At 55.7% G+C, this 14,968-nt stretch carries 12 protein-coding genes and 4 tRNA genes; 2 read left to right on the top strand and 14 right to left on the bottom strand.

Features of this window, described 5'->3' with window-relative positions:
• Positions 1-2: 2 nt before the first annotated feature.
• Positions 3-1,202 (top strand): protoheme IX biogenesis protein HemY, encoded by a 1,200-nt coding sequence (gene hemY, locus NQ230_RS01240; RefSeq protein WP_257261292.1) that lies wholly within the window; start codon positions 3-5, stop codon positions 1,200-1,202.
• Positions 1,203-1,374: 172 nt separating this feature from the next.
• The gene (locus NQ230_RS01235) at positions 1,375-2,583 is read left to right on the top strand and encodes an MFS transporter (RefSeq protein WP_257259620.1); all 1,209 of its coding nucleotides are present in this window, start codon (positions 1,375-1,377) and stop codon (positions 2,581-2,583) included.
• A gap of 510 nt (positions 2,584-3,093) precedes the next feature.
• Here the strand turns inward: NQ230_RS01235 and NQ230_RS01230 are convergent.
• The 14 genes from NQ230_RS01230 to wzzE all read right to left on the bottom strand — a co-directional run bounded on the left by NQ230_RS01230 (position 3,094) and on the right by wzzE (position 14,961).
• Positions 3,094-3,170 (bottom strand) — tRNA-Pro (locus NQ230_RS01230).
• A 46-nt stretch (positions 3,171-3,216) separates the two neighbouring features.
• Positions 3,217-3,302, bottom strand: a tRNA-Leu gene (locus NQ230_RS01225).
• Positions 3,303-3,324: 22 nt separating this feature from the next.
• Positions 3,325-3,400: transfer RNA gene (locus NQ230_RS01220), tRNA-His, on the bottom strand.
• A gap of 67 nt (positions 3,401-3,467) precedes the next feature.
• A tRNA-Arg gene (locus NQ230_RS01215) sits at positions 3,468-3,544 on the bottom strand.
• Between the two features lie 102 nt (positions 3,545-3,646).
• Positions 3,647-5,032: a bifunctional threonine/serine APC transporter ThrP gene (thrP, locus tag NQ230_RS01210; protein ID WP_159515116.1), complete on the bottom strand. Its 1,386-nt coding sequence runs from the start codon at positions 5,030-5,032 to the stop codon at positions 3,647-3,649.
• A 197-nt stretch (positions 5,033-5,229) separates the two neighbouring features.
• Entirely contained in the window at positions 5,230-5,970 is a 741-nt protein-coding gene (gene wecG, locus NQ230_RS01205) for a lipopolysaccharide N-acetylmannosaminouronosyltransferase (RefSeq protein WP_029739560.1), read from the bottom strand.
• Between the two features lie 12 nt (positions 5,971-5,982).
• The gene (wzyE, locus tag NQ230_RS01200; protein WP_121423329.1) at positions 5,983-7,335 is read right to left on the bottom strand and encodes an ECA oligosaccharide polymerase; all 1,353 of its coding nucleotides are present in this window, start codon (positions 7,333-7,335) and stop codon (positions 5,983-5,985) included.
• Complete coding sequence (locus NQ230_RS01195; protein ID WP_257259617.1) at positions 7,332-8,411, bottom strand: TDP-N-acetylfucosamine:lipid II N-acetylfucosaminyltransferase; 1,080 nt, start codon at positions 8,409-8,411, stop codon at positions 7,332-7,334. Before NQ230_RS01195 ends, wzyE begins: the two co-directional genes overlap by 4 nt.
• A complete protein-coding gene (gene wzxE, locus NQ230_RS01190; RefSeq protein WP_257259615.1) occupies positions 8,408-9,658 on the bottom strand; it encodes a lipid III flippase WzxE in 1,251 nt (416 codons plus the stop codon). Before wzxE ends, NQ230_RS01195 begins: the two co-directional genes overlap by 4 nt.
• A gap of 1 nt (position 9,659) precedes the next feature.
• Positions 9,660-10,790: a dTDP-4-amino-4,6-dideoxygalactose transaminase gene (gene rffA / locus NQ230_RS01185; RefSeq protein WP_023309640.1), complete on the bottom strand. Its 1,131-nt coding sequence runs from the start codon at positions 10,788-10,790 to the stop codon at positions 9,660-9,662.
• A gap of 4 nt (positions 10,791-10,794) precedes the next feature.
• Entirely contained in the window at positions 10,795-11,472 is a 678-nt protein-coding gene (gene rffC, locus NQ230_RS01180) for a dTDP-4-amino-4,6-dideoxy-D-galactose acyltransferase (protein ID WP_213823068.1), read from the bottom strand.
• Positions 11,469-12,731 (bottom strand): UDP-N-acetyl-D-mannosamine dehydrogenase, encoded by a 1,263-nt coding sequence (wecC, locus tag NQ230_RS01175; protein ID WP_213823069.1) that lies wholly within the window; start codon positions 12,729-12,731, stop codon positions 11,469-11,471. The genes rffC and wecC overlap by 4 nt, the downstream gene beginning before the upstream one ends.
• Positions 12,728-13,858: a non-hydrolyzing UDP-N-acetylglucosamine 2-epimerase gene (wecB, locus tag NQ230_RS01170; RefSeq protein WP_024907964.1), complete on the bottom strand. Its 1,131-nt coding sequence runs from the start codon at positions 13,856-13,858 to the stop codon at positions 12,728-12,730. The genes wecC and wecB overlap by 4 nt, the downstream gene beginning before the upstream one ends.
• Positions 13,859-13,914: 56 nt before the next feature.
• A complete protein-coding gene (gene wzzE, locus NQ230_RS01165) occupies positions 13,915-14,961 on the bottom strand; it encodes an ECA polysaccharide chain length modulation protein (protein ID WP_047652205.1) in 1,047 nt (348 codons plus the stop codon).
• Between the last annotated feature and the right edge of the window lie 7 nt (positions 14,962-14,968).

Genomic DNA, 14,968 nt, shown 5'->3' with positions numbered 1-14,968 from the left:
TGATGCTAAAAGTTCTCTTACTCTTCATCCTGCTGATCGCCGGGATCGTGCTGGGCCCCATGCTTGCGGGCCATCAGGGTTACGTCCTGATCCAGACCGATAACTACAACATCGAAACCAGCGTAACGGGCCTGGCGATCATTCTGATCCTCGGCATGGTGGTGCTGTTTGCGATCGAGTGGATCCTGCGCCGTATTTTCCGCACCGGTGTTCACACGCGCGGCTGGTTCGTTGGCCGCAAACGTCGCCGCGCCCGTAAGCAAACCGAACAGGCGCTGCTTAAGCTTGCCGAGGGTGACTATCAGCAGGTTGAAAAGCTGATGTCGAAAAACGCCGACCATGCCGAACAGCCGGTGGTGAATTATCTGCTCGCAGCCGAAGCGGCGCAGCAGCGCGGTGACGAAGCCCGCGCCAATCAGCATCTGGAGCGAGCGGCAGAGCTGGCTCATGGTGACCCGATTCCGGTAGAAATCACGCGCGTTCGTCTGCAGTTGGCGCGCAATGAAAATCACGCGGCCCGCCACGGTATCGATCGCCTGCTGGAAGTTGCGCCACGCCATCCGGAAGTGCTGCGTCTTGCCAAGCAGGCGTATATTCGTACCGGTGCCTGGGGCTCGCTGCTGGACATCATTCCGTCAATGGCGAAGGCCGAGGTAGGCGACGATGAACATCGTGATGAGCTTCAGCGTCTGGCATGGATTGGCCTGATGGATCAGGCGCGCGCCGACCTGGGCAGCGACGGTCTGAAAACGTGGTGGAAGAATCAGAGCCGTAAAACGCGCCAGCAGGTTCCTCTGCAGGTTGCCATGGCGGAACATCTTATTGAATGTGACGACCATGACACGGCTCAGGAAATCCTTCTCGACGGTCTGAAGCGCCAGTACGACGATCGTCTGGTAATGGTGATCCCGCGCCTGAAAACCAATAATCCAGAGCAAATCGAAAAAGTGCTGCGTCAGCAGATTAAAACCGTCGGTGACCGCCCGCTGCTGTGGAGCACGCTCGGTCAGTCGCTGATGAAGCACGGTGAATGGCAGGAGGCGAGCCTCGCCTTCCGCGCGGCGCTGAAACAGCGTCCGGATGCCTTCGACTACGCATGGCTTGCCGATACGCTGGACAAGCAGCATAAGCCGGAAGAGGCAGCCGCCATGCGTCGTGATGGATTGCTATTGACGCTGCAAAATAACGGTACGCAGCAGTAAATAAAAAGGAGGCCAGATGGCCTCCTTTTTTTATCACCTTTCTGCTGCTACATTCTTTACACCCACATCCGCAAACGAATCCGCCAATGTAACGATGTCTTTTCATTAACCTTTTTTCACACACGCGCACATTTTGCAGCGTGGACTAAATCGTTTTTGAAAGGAAATCTCAATGAACTCGCTTTTGTATGCGCTTATCCAGGCGCTGCGCTGCCACCGCTGGCTACGCCTGCTTGCCTGTGCTTTTATCTTTTCTTCACTGGGGAATGGTCTAACCCAGGTTGTGGTCTTCGGTTTGCTGTTAGCATGGTCAGCCCCGCCCGCTCTGCTCACTCTCGCTTTTCTTTTCGCTACGGTACCCGGATTCATCGGCAGCACGATCGGTGAAAAGCTGTGCTCACGCTATTCTCCGATCTCCCTGCTGATACTGACCGAGGGACTAGGCCTGCTCGCCCTGCTCTTTCCCCTGCTTGGCGTGGGTTACCACAGCGTTGCCGCATTACTCGCTGTGCAATCCACCGAAGCGCTGCTCAGCGGGATGAGTTGGCCCGCGCTGACATTGCTCTTTAAGCGCGGACTTAGCGAAGCAGAGCTGCCTGCTGCGACCTGTCTGGAAAATGTAATTTTTGCTTCTCAGGTGTTATTAGGTACCGGACTCGGCGTGGTGCTGTTCCAGCAGACCTCCGTGTTTACCTTACTGGCTATTGATGCCGCGAGCTTTTTCGGGTCACTGTTACTGCTATGGCTGGCTGGACGTCGGTTTTCTGCGCCATTGCTACCGCTCTCCGGTGAAGAGGAAGCCCCCGCACCACTGCGCTGGCAGACGCTGACCGTTCGGCAAAAACGCAGCCTGCTCATTTTACCTGCGCTGGCAGCCGTCGGCTCACCTGCCATGGCACTTCTTCCGGCACTGGCGCAGCAACTCCATCCTCAGGATGCGGCGGGCCTTGCTTTGCCTCTGCTTTTCGCGAGGAGCATGGGACAACTTTGCGGCCCCATGCTGCTAAAAAAAGAGAGCCTGACGCGCTTTGCCGCTCATACGCCGCGAATCATCTTTTGTCTCGGCATCTTCCTGACCGGTTATGGTGTGCTGCCGTTTTTGTCCGGGTGGACGGCATGTGCGCTGGGCATGGTCTTTATCGCACATTTGGCCTCGAATGTTCTCTTCGCAGCGGGCACGTTTGGCGTACTCAGTAGTTTTCATTTCACGCAAACCGCTTCAGCCAGCGGTAAAGCCTGGCGCTGGCAAACTCTCAGCGCCTCGCTTTTCACCGGCATTGCAGCAATGGTGGCAGTTGAGTTTGGCTCAGTGCAGGCGCTCTATACGGTCTCGTCAGCCGCCCTACTGTTGGTCGCCCTGATCATGCGCAGGTATAGGTAATAAGGCATAAAAAAACGCCTGCTATAAAAGCAGGCGTTAAAACAGGTCTGTAAGACAACATATTTGGTGCTTCACTCAACGTTATGTCCATGGTGTCTGATGAGGCCGAAGCGACATCTGTCAGTGGACGATAAGCACCGTAAATGGCTCTGCGTCATTCCTGAGTTTATGAGGCACTAAGGCGAACATAAGAGATGGAATGAGCATCTACACGCATATTATTGCACGTAACGTGCCAGATTTACACGCAGAACTTTTACATGACGCAACATTTTAAGATAAAAGGAAATTATGCTGTTAAGCGCCGTCTTAAGCTCTACAACGTATCGGGAAAAGGCGGGAATATGTCGCCAGGAGGAGACAGCAAAACCCATAAATGGTTTTTTATCTAACTTTCAATGAGTTGTATGTCGCTGGATTGCGACAATGAAAAAGAACGTTGTTGGGGAATGACGACGGGGATGAAGAACCACAGAAAACAAAAAACCCCGCCGAAGCGGGGTTCAAAATTGGTCGGCGAGAGAGGATTCGAACCTCCGACCCACTGGTCCCAAACCAGTTGCGCTACCAAGCTGCGCTACTCGCCGATGTACTGCTTTTTTGAATTTTTAGTTCAATTCATTTAAAAAGTCGTGGTGCGAGGGGGGGGACTCGAACCCCCACATCCAAAGGACACTAACACCTGAAGCTAGCGCGTCTACCAATTCCGCCACCTTCGCAATTCACAACTCTTTCAAATAATGGGGTGGCTAATGGGATTCGAACCCACGACAACTGGAATCACAATCCAGGGCTCTACCAACTGAGCTATAGCCACCACTGTATTCTTAACTCACGCGGTACTGACTACTTCTCAGACCACCGCAGCTCCAGCACCGGGTAAATGGTGCGCCCGACAGGATTCGAACCTGAGACCTCTGCCTCCGGAGGGCAGCGCTCTATCCAGCTGAGCTACGGGCGCTTAGCGCCGTTGCGGGGCTGGATATTACGTACCTCCGTCCCCGCTGTCTAGTGCTTTTTTGAAAAAAATGCGCGTTTGGTTATGGTTTGCACATTTTGCCGCTTATTCCTCCACTTTCTGCGTAGTGGCACGGCGACCCAGGCCAAAAAGCTTATATGCAGCCGTTACAGCCGCCAGGAAGATCATCCCGACAAACAGCGACATGCGGGTATCTTCATTAAAGTACATACCGATTAATACGCAAATCAGGAACGCCATCGTCAAATAGTTCGCATAGGGGAACAGAATTGAGCGGAACGGATGGCTTTCAATCGCCTTTTTATGCGCATGACGGAAACGCAGCTGGCTGATGAGGATAACAAACCACGGCACCATGCCCGGCAGTACGCTGGCGCTGTAGACGTAAACGAACACGCGCTGCGGGTTAGGAATGATGTAATTCAGGCAAGAGCCAATCAGCAGGATCGCAATGGAGACCGCCACCCCCGCCACCGGCACCCCGGCACGTGAGACTTTGCTCATCACCGCAGGCAGCTGGTTGTTCTTCGAGAGCGCATAGAGCATACGCCCGCAGCTGTACATCCCACTGTTACAGCCTGACAACGCTGCCGTCAGGACCACAAAGTTGATGATACCCGCCGCCGCCGTGATACCAATTTTGGCGAAGGTTAATACAAACGGGCTACCGGTCGTGCCAATTTCGTTCCACGGGAAGATGGTCACGATGACGAAGATCGCACCCACATAGAAAATCAGGATACGCCACAGCACTTTGCCTACCGCGCTACGCAGCGTGACCTGCGGGTTTTTCGCTTCACCGGCGGTAATACCGATCAGCTCCACGCCCTGATACGAGGCCACAACGATACACAGCGCCGTCAGGAAACCCTTCCAGCCGCCGGCGAAGAAGCCGCCGTTTTCGGTCAGGTTGCCGAAGCCGATAGCGTGTCCACCGTTGCCAAAGCCGAAGAAAATTACACCCAGGCCGACGACAATCATCACGATAATCGTGGTGACTTTGATCATTGCGAACCAGAACTCAATTTCACCGTAAAGGCGCACGGCGGCCAGGTTTGCCAGCGCCACCAGCCCCACGGCAATGAGCGCGGGTATCCACTGGACCATGTCCGGGAACCAGAACTGGACGTAGACCCCTATCGCGGTGATCTCTGAGATGCCCACCGCCATCCACATAAACCAGTATGACCAGGCCGTCAGGTAGCCGAAGAACGGGCTCATATAACGATGCGCGTAAACGGCGAAGGAGCCGGTTACCGGCTCCAGGAAGAGCATTTCGCCCATGGAACGCATAATGAAGAAAACAAACAGCCCGGCGATAATATACGCCAGTAATACGGAAGGGCCTGCCCATTTGAGCGTACTTGCGGAGCCCATAAACAGGCCCACGCCGATAGTGCCGCCCAGCGCTATCAGTTCAATATGACGAGCTTCCAGCCCACGCTGTAGCTCCGGTTGTTTCTCTGCCATAGATCCTCGATTGTGTTTGCTGTTTCCCGGCTTAATACCGGGTATTGTTTTTTAGGGGGACTAAAATACGGAGCGAATGGTTTCCTAAAATCTGCCAAATGGCAAACGATGCATTAAAAAAATGAATGCATTGCACAGATTATCAGCAGTTTTGCAGGCGAGTTGCAGCGCGAATAGCATATCGCGCTACATTTTGATTACATTTTCCCGGTGTAATGCCAGGCGAGGTAGCGAAGCAGACGGATCTGTCGTTTAATGCGCGTCGGTTGCGATAGCAGGCGGTACAGCCACTCCAGCCCCAGATTTTGCCAGACCTTGGGCGCACGCTTAACGTGGCCGGTAAAGACGTCGTACGTGCCGCCGACACCCATGTAGAGGGCATCCGGACAGACCAGCCGGCAGTCACGCATCAGGATCTCCTGGCGCGGGGATCCCATCGCCACGGTGACAATTTTCGCCCCGCTGTCACGAACGCGCTCAAACAGAGCCTGCCGATCTTCCGGTTTGAAGTAACCATCCTGGCTGCCGACGATATTAACATTCCATTGGCGACGCAGTTTCTCCTCCGTCTGGGCCAATATTTCCGGCTTACCGCCAATCAGGAACACGGGCGTGCCCTGCGCACCTGCGCGGGCCATAAGCTGCTCCCAGAGATCGGCCCCCGCCACGCGGGAAACATTAGCATCAGGATACTTTTTACGGATAGAGCGGACCACGCTGATCCCGTCCGCGTATTTAAATTCAGCCGCTTCAATCAGGCTTTTGACTTCCGCATTATCCTCAACCGCCAGCATTTTTTCCGCGTTGATGGCCACCAGCGTACCGGATTTCATCTGGCCGTCGGCGAACAGAAAGTCCAGCGCGTGCTGCATGTCGCGCCAGCCAATAAGCTGCAGGCCACGTAGCGCATAGCGCGGCGCAGAAATTTTATCAGTCATTACTATCCTTACTCAGACTTGCGACAGCGTTGTGCTGCCCTGCCGCTCGCGCTTGTGCACAAGCCCGGCGCTGTCAAACAGCCAGTACAGCAGTTTGGCCAGCAACAGGCAGAGGCCGAACACGACCATGAAAAACACCACGCGCGACACGAACGAGTCCAGCCCTTCGCGCGCCAGAACGATCATATTGAAAATGGCACCAAAGCAGAAACTGTGCAAAATGGCGGCTTTATAGCGGTTGGTCTCTTCGTTGCCACGCACGTAAAGCCAGTCGAACCACTTGATAATCAGCCCCACGGCAACCGCCCCGGGGAGAATGAACCACGCCCCTCCCATCACCACCAGGGAACCAATCAGCGTTGGCGAGATTGCCAGACCGGAATGGTTGTTCAGCACTTCCCAGGTAAAGTAATTTGCCGTGTTAAGCACCACGCCAGGCCGGTCCGGCCATAGCCAGGAAGGGATGAAGACGTAGAAGTCGCGAACAATCGGTGCCAGCCCCTGGAAATCAATCTTGTCGTAGTTTTGCAGCAGTAATGCCAGGTTTTCCCACGGCGAGAAGGTATCGCGCGTCAGGTAGAGAAACGTGTAAAACGCCTCATCCCCCGCCACGTTCATCCCGTAGCGCTTCAGCGCCAGCCAGAACATGCCCACAATGCCAAACACCCCTGCCGCAACCAGCATCCACAGCGAGATCCAGCCGCGGATGATGCCGATAAACAGGAAGATAGCGAAGGCGATAATAATGTTCGCGCGCGTACCGCCCACAATCATATAGGTCAGGATGCCAAACGCGACGGTGCTGACCAGGAAGAACAGCCACGCTTTGCTGTCCTGACGCAGGAAAAAGATCACCAGCATCGCCGGAATGAAGAAGTAGAAGAAACGCTTAAGCGCCACGCCCGAGACTTCTGCCGAAAAAATCTGGCTGTAGGAGTGGAGCTTAAACAGCAGGAAGCCGTTATGCATGAAGAAGATACCGACGCTGACCAGGGCGATGGTCATCAGCATCACCCACGTCAGGTGGGTCTCCACCCGATTCATGGTAAACAGCGCCCGACGCGGGGCTGTAGCCTGCGCTGAACGCAGACGCGTTTTATAGGTGACGTAGTAGACCGCATAGAAGCAGGTCGCCGCCAGGAGCGCCTGGAGCAGGATTTCCGGCGGCGCGACGCTCACGTCAAAACGGAAGACCAGAATGCTGGTGAGCGGGAAGCCGAAAAAGAAAGTCAGCAGAAACAGTAACGAGAAGAACACGTTAAAGTTGAAGCGCACCCGGCGGAACTCAAACCAGGTAAGCGTGGCGATAAACAGGGTGCTCAGAAGCCAGACAACCAGTAAGCCGCTGAATTGCAACTGACTCATGCTTTGTCTCCTGAAGCGATACGCAGCGCGCGGTGCCACGGCGTGAGATAATTCGGGCTGAAAAAATCGATGCTATTTTTATCCACCAGCGTGAGCTGGCGTTGGGCTTCCCGTACCACCTCGACATTCAGCGTGTCAGAGGTAAACAGCACCGGAATATGCTGCTCGGCCATGTCCTGCCAGAACGGGTTGTCGCGGTTGAGCACGCACGGTACACCCGCCTGAATCAGCAGGCACAGCGTGCCGACTCCCTGCTGTCGGGCAAAGATGAAATAGCCAAGATCGCATTTTCTCAGCAGCGCAAGATACTCATCAAATTCCAGCTTATCGCTGAGGATGTACAGATTTTCTGCACTAAACAGCGCAAGTCCCTGCTGGCGAACCTCATTAATATAAGCGTCGTTGTTGGCGGGATAGCCCATCGGCACCACCACGTTCACCGTGTCGCCAAACTGCTGATGCACCGCCCTGAGCGCCGCGACGTGTTCGTTACTGCGATCGCCGGAATTCCCCACCAGGATAGTTAGCTTGCCTTCACGCACCGTGTCATTCGCCATGGCGTTCAGCGCAGGATCCATGCGGGTTGGGAAATAGAGTAATTCTCCGCGCACGTTCGGGTGCTGTTTAGCAAAATAGTTGAGATCGCCACGGGTGGCAAACACACACCCTACACGCCCCTGCGCCATGCGGCGCAGCGGATAGAAAAGACGGAATTTCCAGCCGCGGGAGACTTCGTAGAGATCGGCTCCCCAGATATGCCAGCTGCACTGGGAGGGTTTAATGCCCCCGCTGAGCAGTGCCAGCCACAGGCCGGTATTGAACTGCCCGTGGAAAAAGAAACGTTGCCTACGATCCGCTTTGGCTTTGGCAACGACCGCCTTCGCCAGCGCGGCCTTATCCGGCCAGAAGCGAACAGTCAGCGCCGGAAATGCTGCGCTCAGGCCCTTATCCTGACCTGCAACCATAAACTCACGCGCATCGGGATTACCCGATGCCAGCTGGTCGTTGAAGAACCGCAAAACGGTCTGGTTATGGTGTGGGATATCCGATCCCAGGATGTGAATCAGTGCAGTCATGCGCGTTTACGCCACAATAAAAATACGCCGCAACAGGCGGCGAAATAAACGATATAGGTTGCCATGTAGGCCTGAGCCGCCCCCAGCGCACCGTGCGCGGGTATCAGCCAGTGTGAAAATGCTGTCAGTAACGCAAACTGGCTAATTTCCGCCAGGATATACAGCCGCAGGGACGCTTTTGCAATCACCAGATAGCCGAAAACGTAAGCACCCACTTTCAGCACATCACCCACCAGCTGCCAGGCAAAGAGATCGCGCATGGCGGTGAACTTCGCTGAGAAAAGCAGCCAGATGGCAACATCGCGCAGTAACCAGACGGTAAAGCTTGCCGCCGCAACGGCCGGCAACACAAAGCGCAGCGAACGGAAAATCTCACGGGTAATATCCTGTCTGGACGTCAGACGCGATAAGGTTGGCAGCAGGTAAACGCTAAAGGAAGCCGTAATAAACTGGAGATAGGCGTCGGAAATACTGCTTACGCCCTGCCAGATCCCCACTTCATCCCAGCTATAATGCGCCGCCAGCAGGTTTCGCATCATCACGTAGGCCACCGGCAGCGTGACGGAGGTGATGAGCGCCATCAGGGTAAATTTACCCAGCTGGCTGGCAATCATCGTGTCCCATTGCGGTTTCAGGTAGCTCAGCGGGATGACGCCCCGACGCATCAGCATAAATGCCGCAGGCACAACAACCAGCGCCGGGACCAGCGCCAGCCCAAGCAGTGCGCCTTCATAACCGCCCAGGCGAAAGCAGAAGTAATAGGCAATCACGCCGATGACGCTGCCCAGGATTAAGGCAAGCGCGTTCCCGGCAGCATCACGAAACCCTTTCATCAGCGCCAGCAGCAGGTTAGCCCAGGCAATGCCCATCTGAACCAACGCGACCAGACGCACCAGCCCCTGGTAATGGGTGTGCCCGAACAACCCCTGGCTGATGGGCGCCGCCGCCAGCAGAAATATCATCGCCATCAGGGTCGAAAAACCCGTGACCATCGCCGAAGAGGTGCCCACCACTCTGCGCAGTTGAGCCGCATCATCGTGATACTGCGCAACGTATTTGGTCACGCCGTTGAAGATACCGGCACCGGCCAGCACCCCAAGGACGGTGACAAGCTGGCGGAAATTACCCGCCAGCCCCACGCCAGAGGGGCCAAATGAGACGGCCAGCAGCTTGACGACCAGCAGCCCGGCGCCAATTTTTACAAGCGTGGACGCGGCGGTCCACACCGATGCTTTTGCCAGAGACATATCAGCCGAAATAACTCAGAAGGGTATTAATCACCGTACGCTGGTTAACAGGCGCGAGGTTGTAGAACAGTGGCAGGCGAAGCAAACGCTCACTTTCTTTCGTGGTGTAACGATCTTCACCCGCGAACGTGCCAAACGCTTCTCCGGCCGGGCTGGAGTGCAGCGGGATATAGTGGAACACCGCCATAATCTCGGCCTCTTTCAGCCAGGCGATGAGCTCGCTGCGGTCGTCGTTATCGCGCAGCTTGATGTAGAACATATGCGCATTGTGGACACAATCTGCCGGGATGGTCGGCAGTTCAATACGCCCGGCTTTGGCCAGAGGCTCAAGCGCATCGTAATACGTTTGCCATAGGGAAAGACGCTGAAGGTTGATACGTTCCGCCGCTTCCAGCTGAGCCCACAGGTACGCCGCCTGCAGATCCGCCATCAGATAGCTGGAGCCGATATCGCGCCAGGTGTATTTGTCTACCTGCCCCCGGAAGAACTGGCTGCGGTTGGTGCCTTTTTCGCGGATCACTTCCGCCCGCTCCACGAGGGCCCGGTCGTTAATCAGCGTCGCCCCACCTTCTCCACCCGCCGTGTAGTTTTTGGTTTCGTGGAAGCTAAAGCAGCCAATGTGGCCGATAGTGCCCAGCGCACGTCCCTTGTAGGTGGACATCACGCCCTGCGCGGCATCTTCCACCACGAACAGATTATGTTTTTTGGCGATGGCCATGATGGTGTCCATTTCACAGGCCACGCCCGCGTAGTGAACCGGCACGATCGCGCGCGTTTTGTCAGTGATCGCCGCTTCAATCAGCGTCTCATCAATGTTCATGGTATCCGGGCGGATATCCACAAAGACGATTTTCGCTCCGCGCAGGACAAAGGCGTTCGCGGTGGAAACGAAGGTATAGCTCGGCATAATCACTTCATCACCGGGCTGGATATCCAGCAACAGCGCCGCCATTTCCAGCGATGCTGTACAGGACGGGGTCAGCAGCACTTTGGCGCTGCGAAAACGCTGTTCCATCCACTGCTGACAGCGACGGGTAAAACCGCCGTCACCACAGAGTTTGCCGCTGCCCATGGCAGACTGCATATAGTCGAGTTCAGTTCCGACAACGGGTGGTGCGTTAAATGGAATCATCTTGTCACCTGTATAACCAGTAGGCGGTGGCGTCGATGTTGGCACCACTCGCAATATAACGTTTAAGCGCGGCGGTGTTGCCCAGTTGGGTCGCAACCCGCAGCGTCACAAGCTGCTGCTGCTGCGCCCAGTGCAGCGCCGCCTGCATGAGTTTCTCACCCATGCCGCGCCCGGCTAATAAGCCAATGCGCGCCTCGCGCTCGTTGAGCTTACGCAGCGAGACGAACCCCTGGATTTGACCGTCCCCTGCACGGAAAACCAGGCAGACGTGGTCAAAGGTGCCTTTGACCGCATTCTCTATCCACTGGGCATAGAAACGCCCGCTATCGTCAGGTGCATACCAGGGCGCACGAAAGCGGCTCTGCGCAAACGCCCGGGTCGCCATCTGACGCAGCACGGGGATGTCCCGATCCGTTGCAATTTCCGCGCCGGACGCATCGTGCCGGGTGAGGGTAATGGAAAGATCGACCTCACCTTCAACCAGCTGAAAGCCATGCTGCTGGAGCGCGTCAAGCAGATCGGCACGCTCCGCAGGGATCTTCGCCTGCACCCGTTGCCAGGCGATAAAATCTGATTCAGCCAGCACCGGCGCGTCATCGCGCAGACGCACGATGGCCGACGGCAGGCCGAAAAAGGCACTCTCCCACTGCAGGGACTCGAGCACCCCATTCAGGCTGTTCAACGCCAGACACCTTTGGTATCCACAATATACTGCTGACGAACGGCATCGCCGGACGTCGCTTTAAACTCTTTATGATCCACCAGCAGCACCAGCACGTCCGCCGTCGCCAGCGCGTCGTCCAGCGCCGTCAGCGTACAGTGCCCCGCCAGTTTTGCCGGTAATTCATGAATATTCGGCTCAACCACCAGCGTTTCACCCTTGTGCCATTCGGCAATCATCTCGGCAATTTCCATCGCCGGGCTTTCACGCAGATCGTCAATATTGGGTTTAAATGCCAGGCCAAAGCAGGCAATTTTCAGCTCGCTGGCGCGCTTGCCGCTCTCTGCCAGGCAATCCGCTACCGTCGCTTTAACCTGATTGAGCACCCAGTGAGGCTTGCTGTCATTCACTTCACGCGCGGTACGAATCAGACGCGCCTGCGCCGGATTCTGCGCCACGATAAACCACGGATCGACGGCGATACAGTGTCCGCCCACGCCCGGGCCTGGCTGGAGAATGTTTACACGCGGATGGCGATTTGCCAGGCTAATCAGCTCCCAGACGTTAATCCCCTGATCGGCGCAGATCAGCGACAGTTCGTTCGCAAAGGCGATATTGACGTCGCGGAAGCTGTTTTCCGTCAGCTTGCACATCTCGGCGGTGCGGGAGTTGGTCACCACACACTCGCCTTCGAGGAAAATCTTGTACAGCGCGCTGGCACGTTCGGAACAGACCGGCGTCATACCGCCAATGACGCGGTCGTTTTTAATCAGTTCGACCATAACCTGGCCCGGCAGCACGCGCTCTGGACAGTAGGCGATGTTGATATCTGCCTGCTCACCTGCCTGCTGCGGGAAGCTTAAATCAGGGCGAGCGTCGGCCAGCCACTGTGCCATCTGCTCGGTAGCACCGACCGGAGAGGTCGATTCCAGGATCACCAGCGCCCCTTTCTTCAGCACAGGTGCTATGGATTTTGCCGCCGCCTCGACGAACGCCATGTCGGGCTCGTGGTCGCCTTTAAACGGGGTAGGGACGGCAATCAGGTAGGCATCCGCTTCAACAGGGGTCGTGCTGGCACGCAGGAAGCCCCCCTCTACCGCCTCTTTCACCACGCGGTCAAGGTCGGGCTCTACAATATGAATTTCGCCACGGTTAATGGTTTCCACCGCGCGTGCGTTGATATCCACACCGACAACCTGTTTTTGACGAGAGGCAAACGCCGCCGCGGTGGGCAAGCCAATGTAGCCAAGACCAATGACAGAGATGGTTTTAAAACTCATAGCGATACCCGATTGTGTTTAAGTGCATGCAAAATACGACCACAAGCCTGCCCGTCTCCATACGGATTGTGGGCCCGGCTCATCGCCTGATACGCTTCATCGTCGTGCAGCAGGCGCGTGACCTCTTCGACGATCAGCTGTGCGTTGGTGCCGACCAGACGCACCGTACCGGCTTTGACGGCTTCCGGACGTTCGGTCGTTTCACGCATCACCAGCACCGGTTTGCCCAGGGATGGCGCTTCTTCCTGAATGCCGCCGGAATCGGTGAGGATAAGCCAGGCATGGTTCATCAACCAGACAAACGGCATGTAGTCCTGCGGTTCGATCAGAAGGACGTTTTCGACGTGGCCCAGGATCCGGTTAACCGGCTCGCTGACGTTAGGATTGAGATGGACCGGATAGACAATTTGCACATCGTCGTTCTGCGCGGCGATTTCAGCCAGCGCATGGCAGATTTGCTCAAAACCCCGGCCAAAGCTTTCGCGTCGGTGGCCAGTGACCAGAATGGTTTTTTTGCCGTTGTGAAGGAACGGATAGCGGGCAGCGAGCTCTTTCTGAAGATCGCTATTTGCCAGGACGCGGTCACGTACCCAAATTAACGCGTCAATGACCGTATTGCCGGTCACAAAGATTTTGTTATCGGCGATATTTTCACGCAGCAGGTTCTGACGCGAGTTTTCCGTTGGCGCAAAGTGGTACATCGCCAGATGACCCGTTAACGTGCGGTTGGCCTCTTCCGGCCACGGCGAATAAAGATTGCCGGTACGCAGACCCGCCTCAACATGACCCACGGGAATTCGCTGGTAAAACGCGGCCAGGCTTGTCGCCACGGTAGTGGTGGTGTCACCGTGTACCAGCACCACGTCAGGTTTGAATGACTCCAGGATCGGCTTAAGCTCTTGCAGAATGCGACAGGTTATCTCCGTTAGCCCTTGCCCCGGTTTCATAATATTAAGGTCGTAATCCGGGACGATGGAAAAGAGCGTTAAAACCTGATCGAGCATCTCACGGTGTTGAGCAGTGACGCACACTTTCGCTTCAATATCAGGATCGCAGGCCAGCGCATGAACCAGAGGTGCCATCTTAATGGCCTCCGGCCTGGTGCCAAATACGGTTAGTACTTTCACATCGATTCTCTTCGATTAGGCGATGAAGGCCGCAGCCTTCATCGTAGACGGCGTTCTTAGTTTTTGCGACGACGCGTTAACGCCACGCCAGCGCCCGTCAGTGCGCCTACAATCCCCCACATAATCATCAGGAATGCACGACGCGGACTATCGCGTTTTACAGGTTCTTCAGGCGTTCGCAAATAACGATAGGTCTGAAAACGCGGGTCCAGGGACGGACCGACATTAAGCGTATTGAGCATCGCGCGATTTTGATCGTAATCGAGGTCAAAATCAGGCCCAACGGCCTTCAGGTTTTCCAGACGCGCCTGCAGCATAGGGCGGCCAAGAAGGAACATTTCAGAGTCAGGCAGTTCATCAGCCGGTACGTCCGTCTCAGTACGGGAAATATTGTGCTGTTCCGCAATTTTCAGCGCCTGCTCAATGTTATGCACGCGGCGACCGAAAATGGTATTCGCCACCTCTTCCTGACGTTTCACCTGCGCCTTCATCTGGATGGTACGAGCCGCCCAGGCACCTTTAAGCTCTTCGTTAAGATGGCTTGCGGCGCGCTGGCTGGCAAATGCGACGTACTGCCGCAACAGGTTGTTGGCATCCGGCGCGGTTTCTGCAATCAGCTTGACGCTGTCGTTGACGTTACGCAGCGCGTCGCCCGGCATGAACTGAATATTGTTAATCAGATCGTCCAGCAGGGCGGCATCGGCTTTGGTGTTATCAACCCGGCGCTGCTTGTAGTAATCCGTCTGGGACCAGAAGTCGCGGCGGGTATCCCACGAAGCCAGCTGCATCACAAACTCTTTATAGGCTTCATCCATAACGGAAGCCTGATCTGGCGTTGCAAGACTGGCTTTGATGTCCAGGTTTCGCAGGAATTGCTGCTGGGAATAGTATCCCCCAAGCATGTTAACCGTTGGTTTGTCTGTGATTGCCGTGGCGCTCCACTCTTGTTTTGCAAAGAACGTATAGGCCAGCGCTAACAGTGCAAACCCCAGCGCGATCCCCGCAATCCAAAGTTTGCCTGCCCATAACACGCGAAACAAACCCCGAATATCCAGTTCATTCTCAGTTACCACTGATTTCGCTCCCGCCAACGGTTGAGTCATCATAGTC

Origin of the sequence: Enterobacter asburiae, from assembly GCF_024599655.1 — a bacterium.
GTDB classification, from domain to species: domain Bacteria; phylum Pseudomonadota; class Gammaproteobacteria; order Enterobacterales; family Enterobacteriaceae; genus Enterobacter; species Enterobacter asburiae_D.
This window is presented reverse-complemented; position numbering and strand designations above follow the sequence as displayed.

Coding starts and splice junctions, on each gene's coding strand:
- hemY (WP_257261292.1), top strand. CDS start 3: ATGCTAAAAGTTCTCTTACTCTTCATCCTGCTGATCGCCGGGATCGTG.
- wzyE (WP_121423329.1), bottom strand. CDS start 7,335: ATGAGTCAGTTGCAATTCAGCGGCTTACTGGTTGTCTGGCTTCTGAGC.
- NQ230_RS01195 (WP_257259617.1), bottom strand. CDS start 8,411: ATGACTGCACTGATTCACATCCTGGGATCGGATATCCCACACCATAAC.
- wecC (WP_213823069.1), bottom strand. CDS start 12,731: ATGAGTTTTAAAACCATCTCTGTCATTGGTCTTGGCTACATTGGCTTG.
- wzzE (WP_047652205.1), bottom strand. CDS start 14,961: ATGACTCAACCGTTGGCGGGAGCGAAATCAGTGGTAACTGAGAATGAA.
- wecG (WP_029739560.1), bottom strand. CDS start 5,970: ATGACTGATAAAATTTCTGCGCCGCGCTATGCGCTACGTGGCCTGCAG.
- thrP (WP_159515116.1), bottom strand. CDS start 5,032: ATGGCAGAGAAACAACCGGAGCTACAGCGTGGGCTGGAAGCTCGTCAT.
- NQ230_RS01235 (WP_257259620.1), top strand. CDS start 1,375: ATGAACTCGCTTTTGTATGCGCTTATCCAGGCGCTGCGCTGCCACCGC.
- rffA (WP_023309640.1), bottom strand. CDS start 10,790: ATGATTCCATTTAACGCACCACCCGTTGTCGGAACTGAACTCGACTAT.
- wzxE (WP_257259615.1), bottom strand. CDS start 9,658: ATGTCTCTGGCAAAAGCATCGGTGTGGACCGCCGCGTCCACGCTTGTA.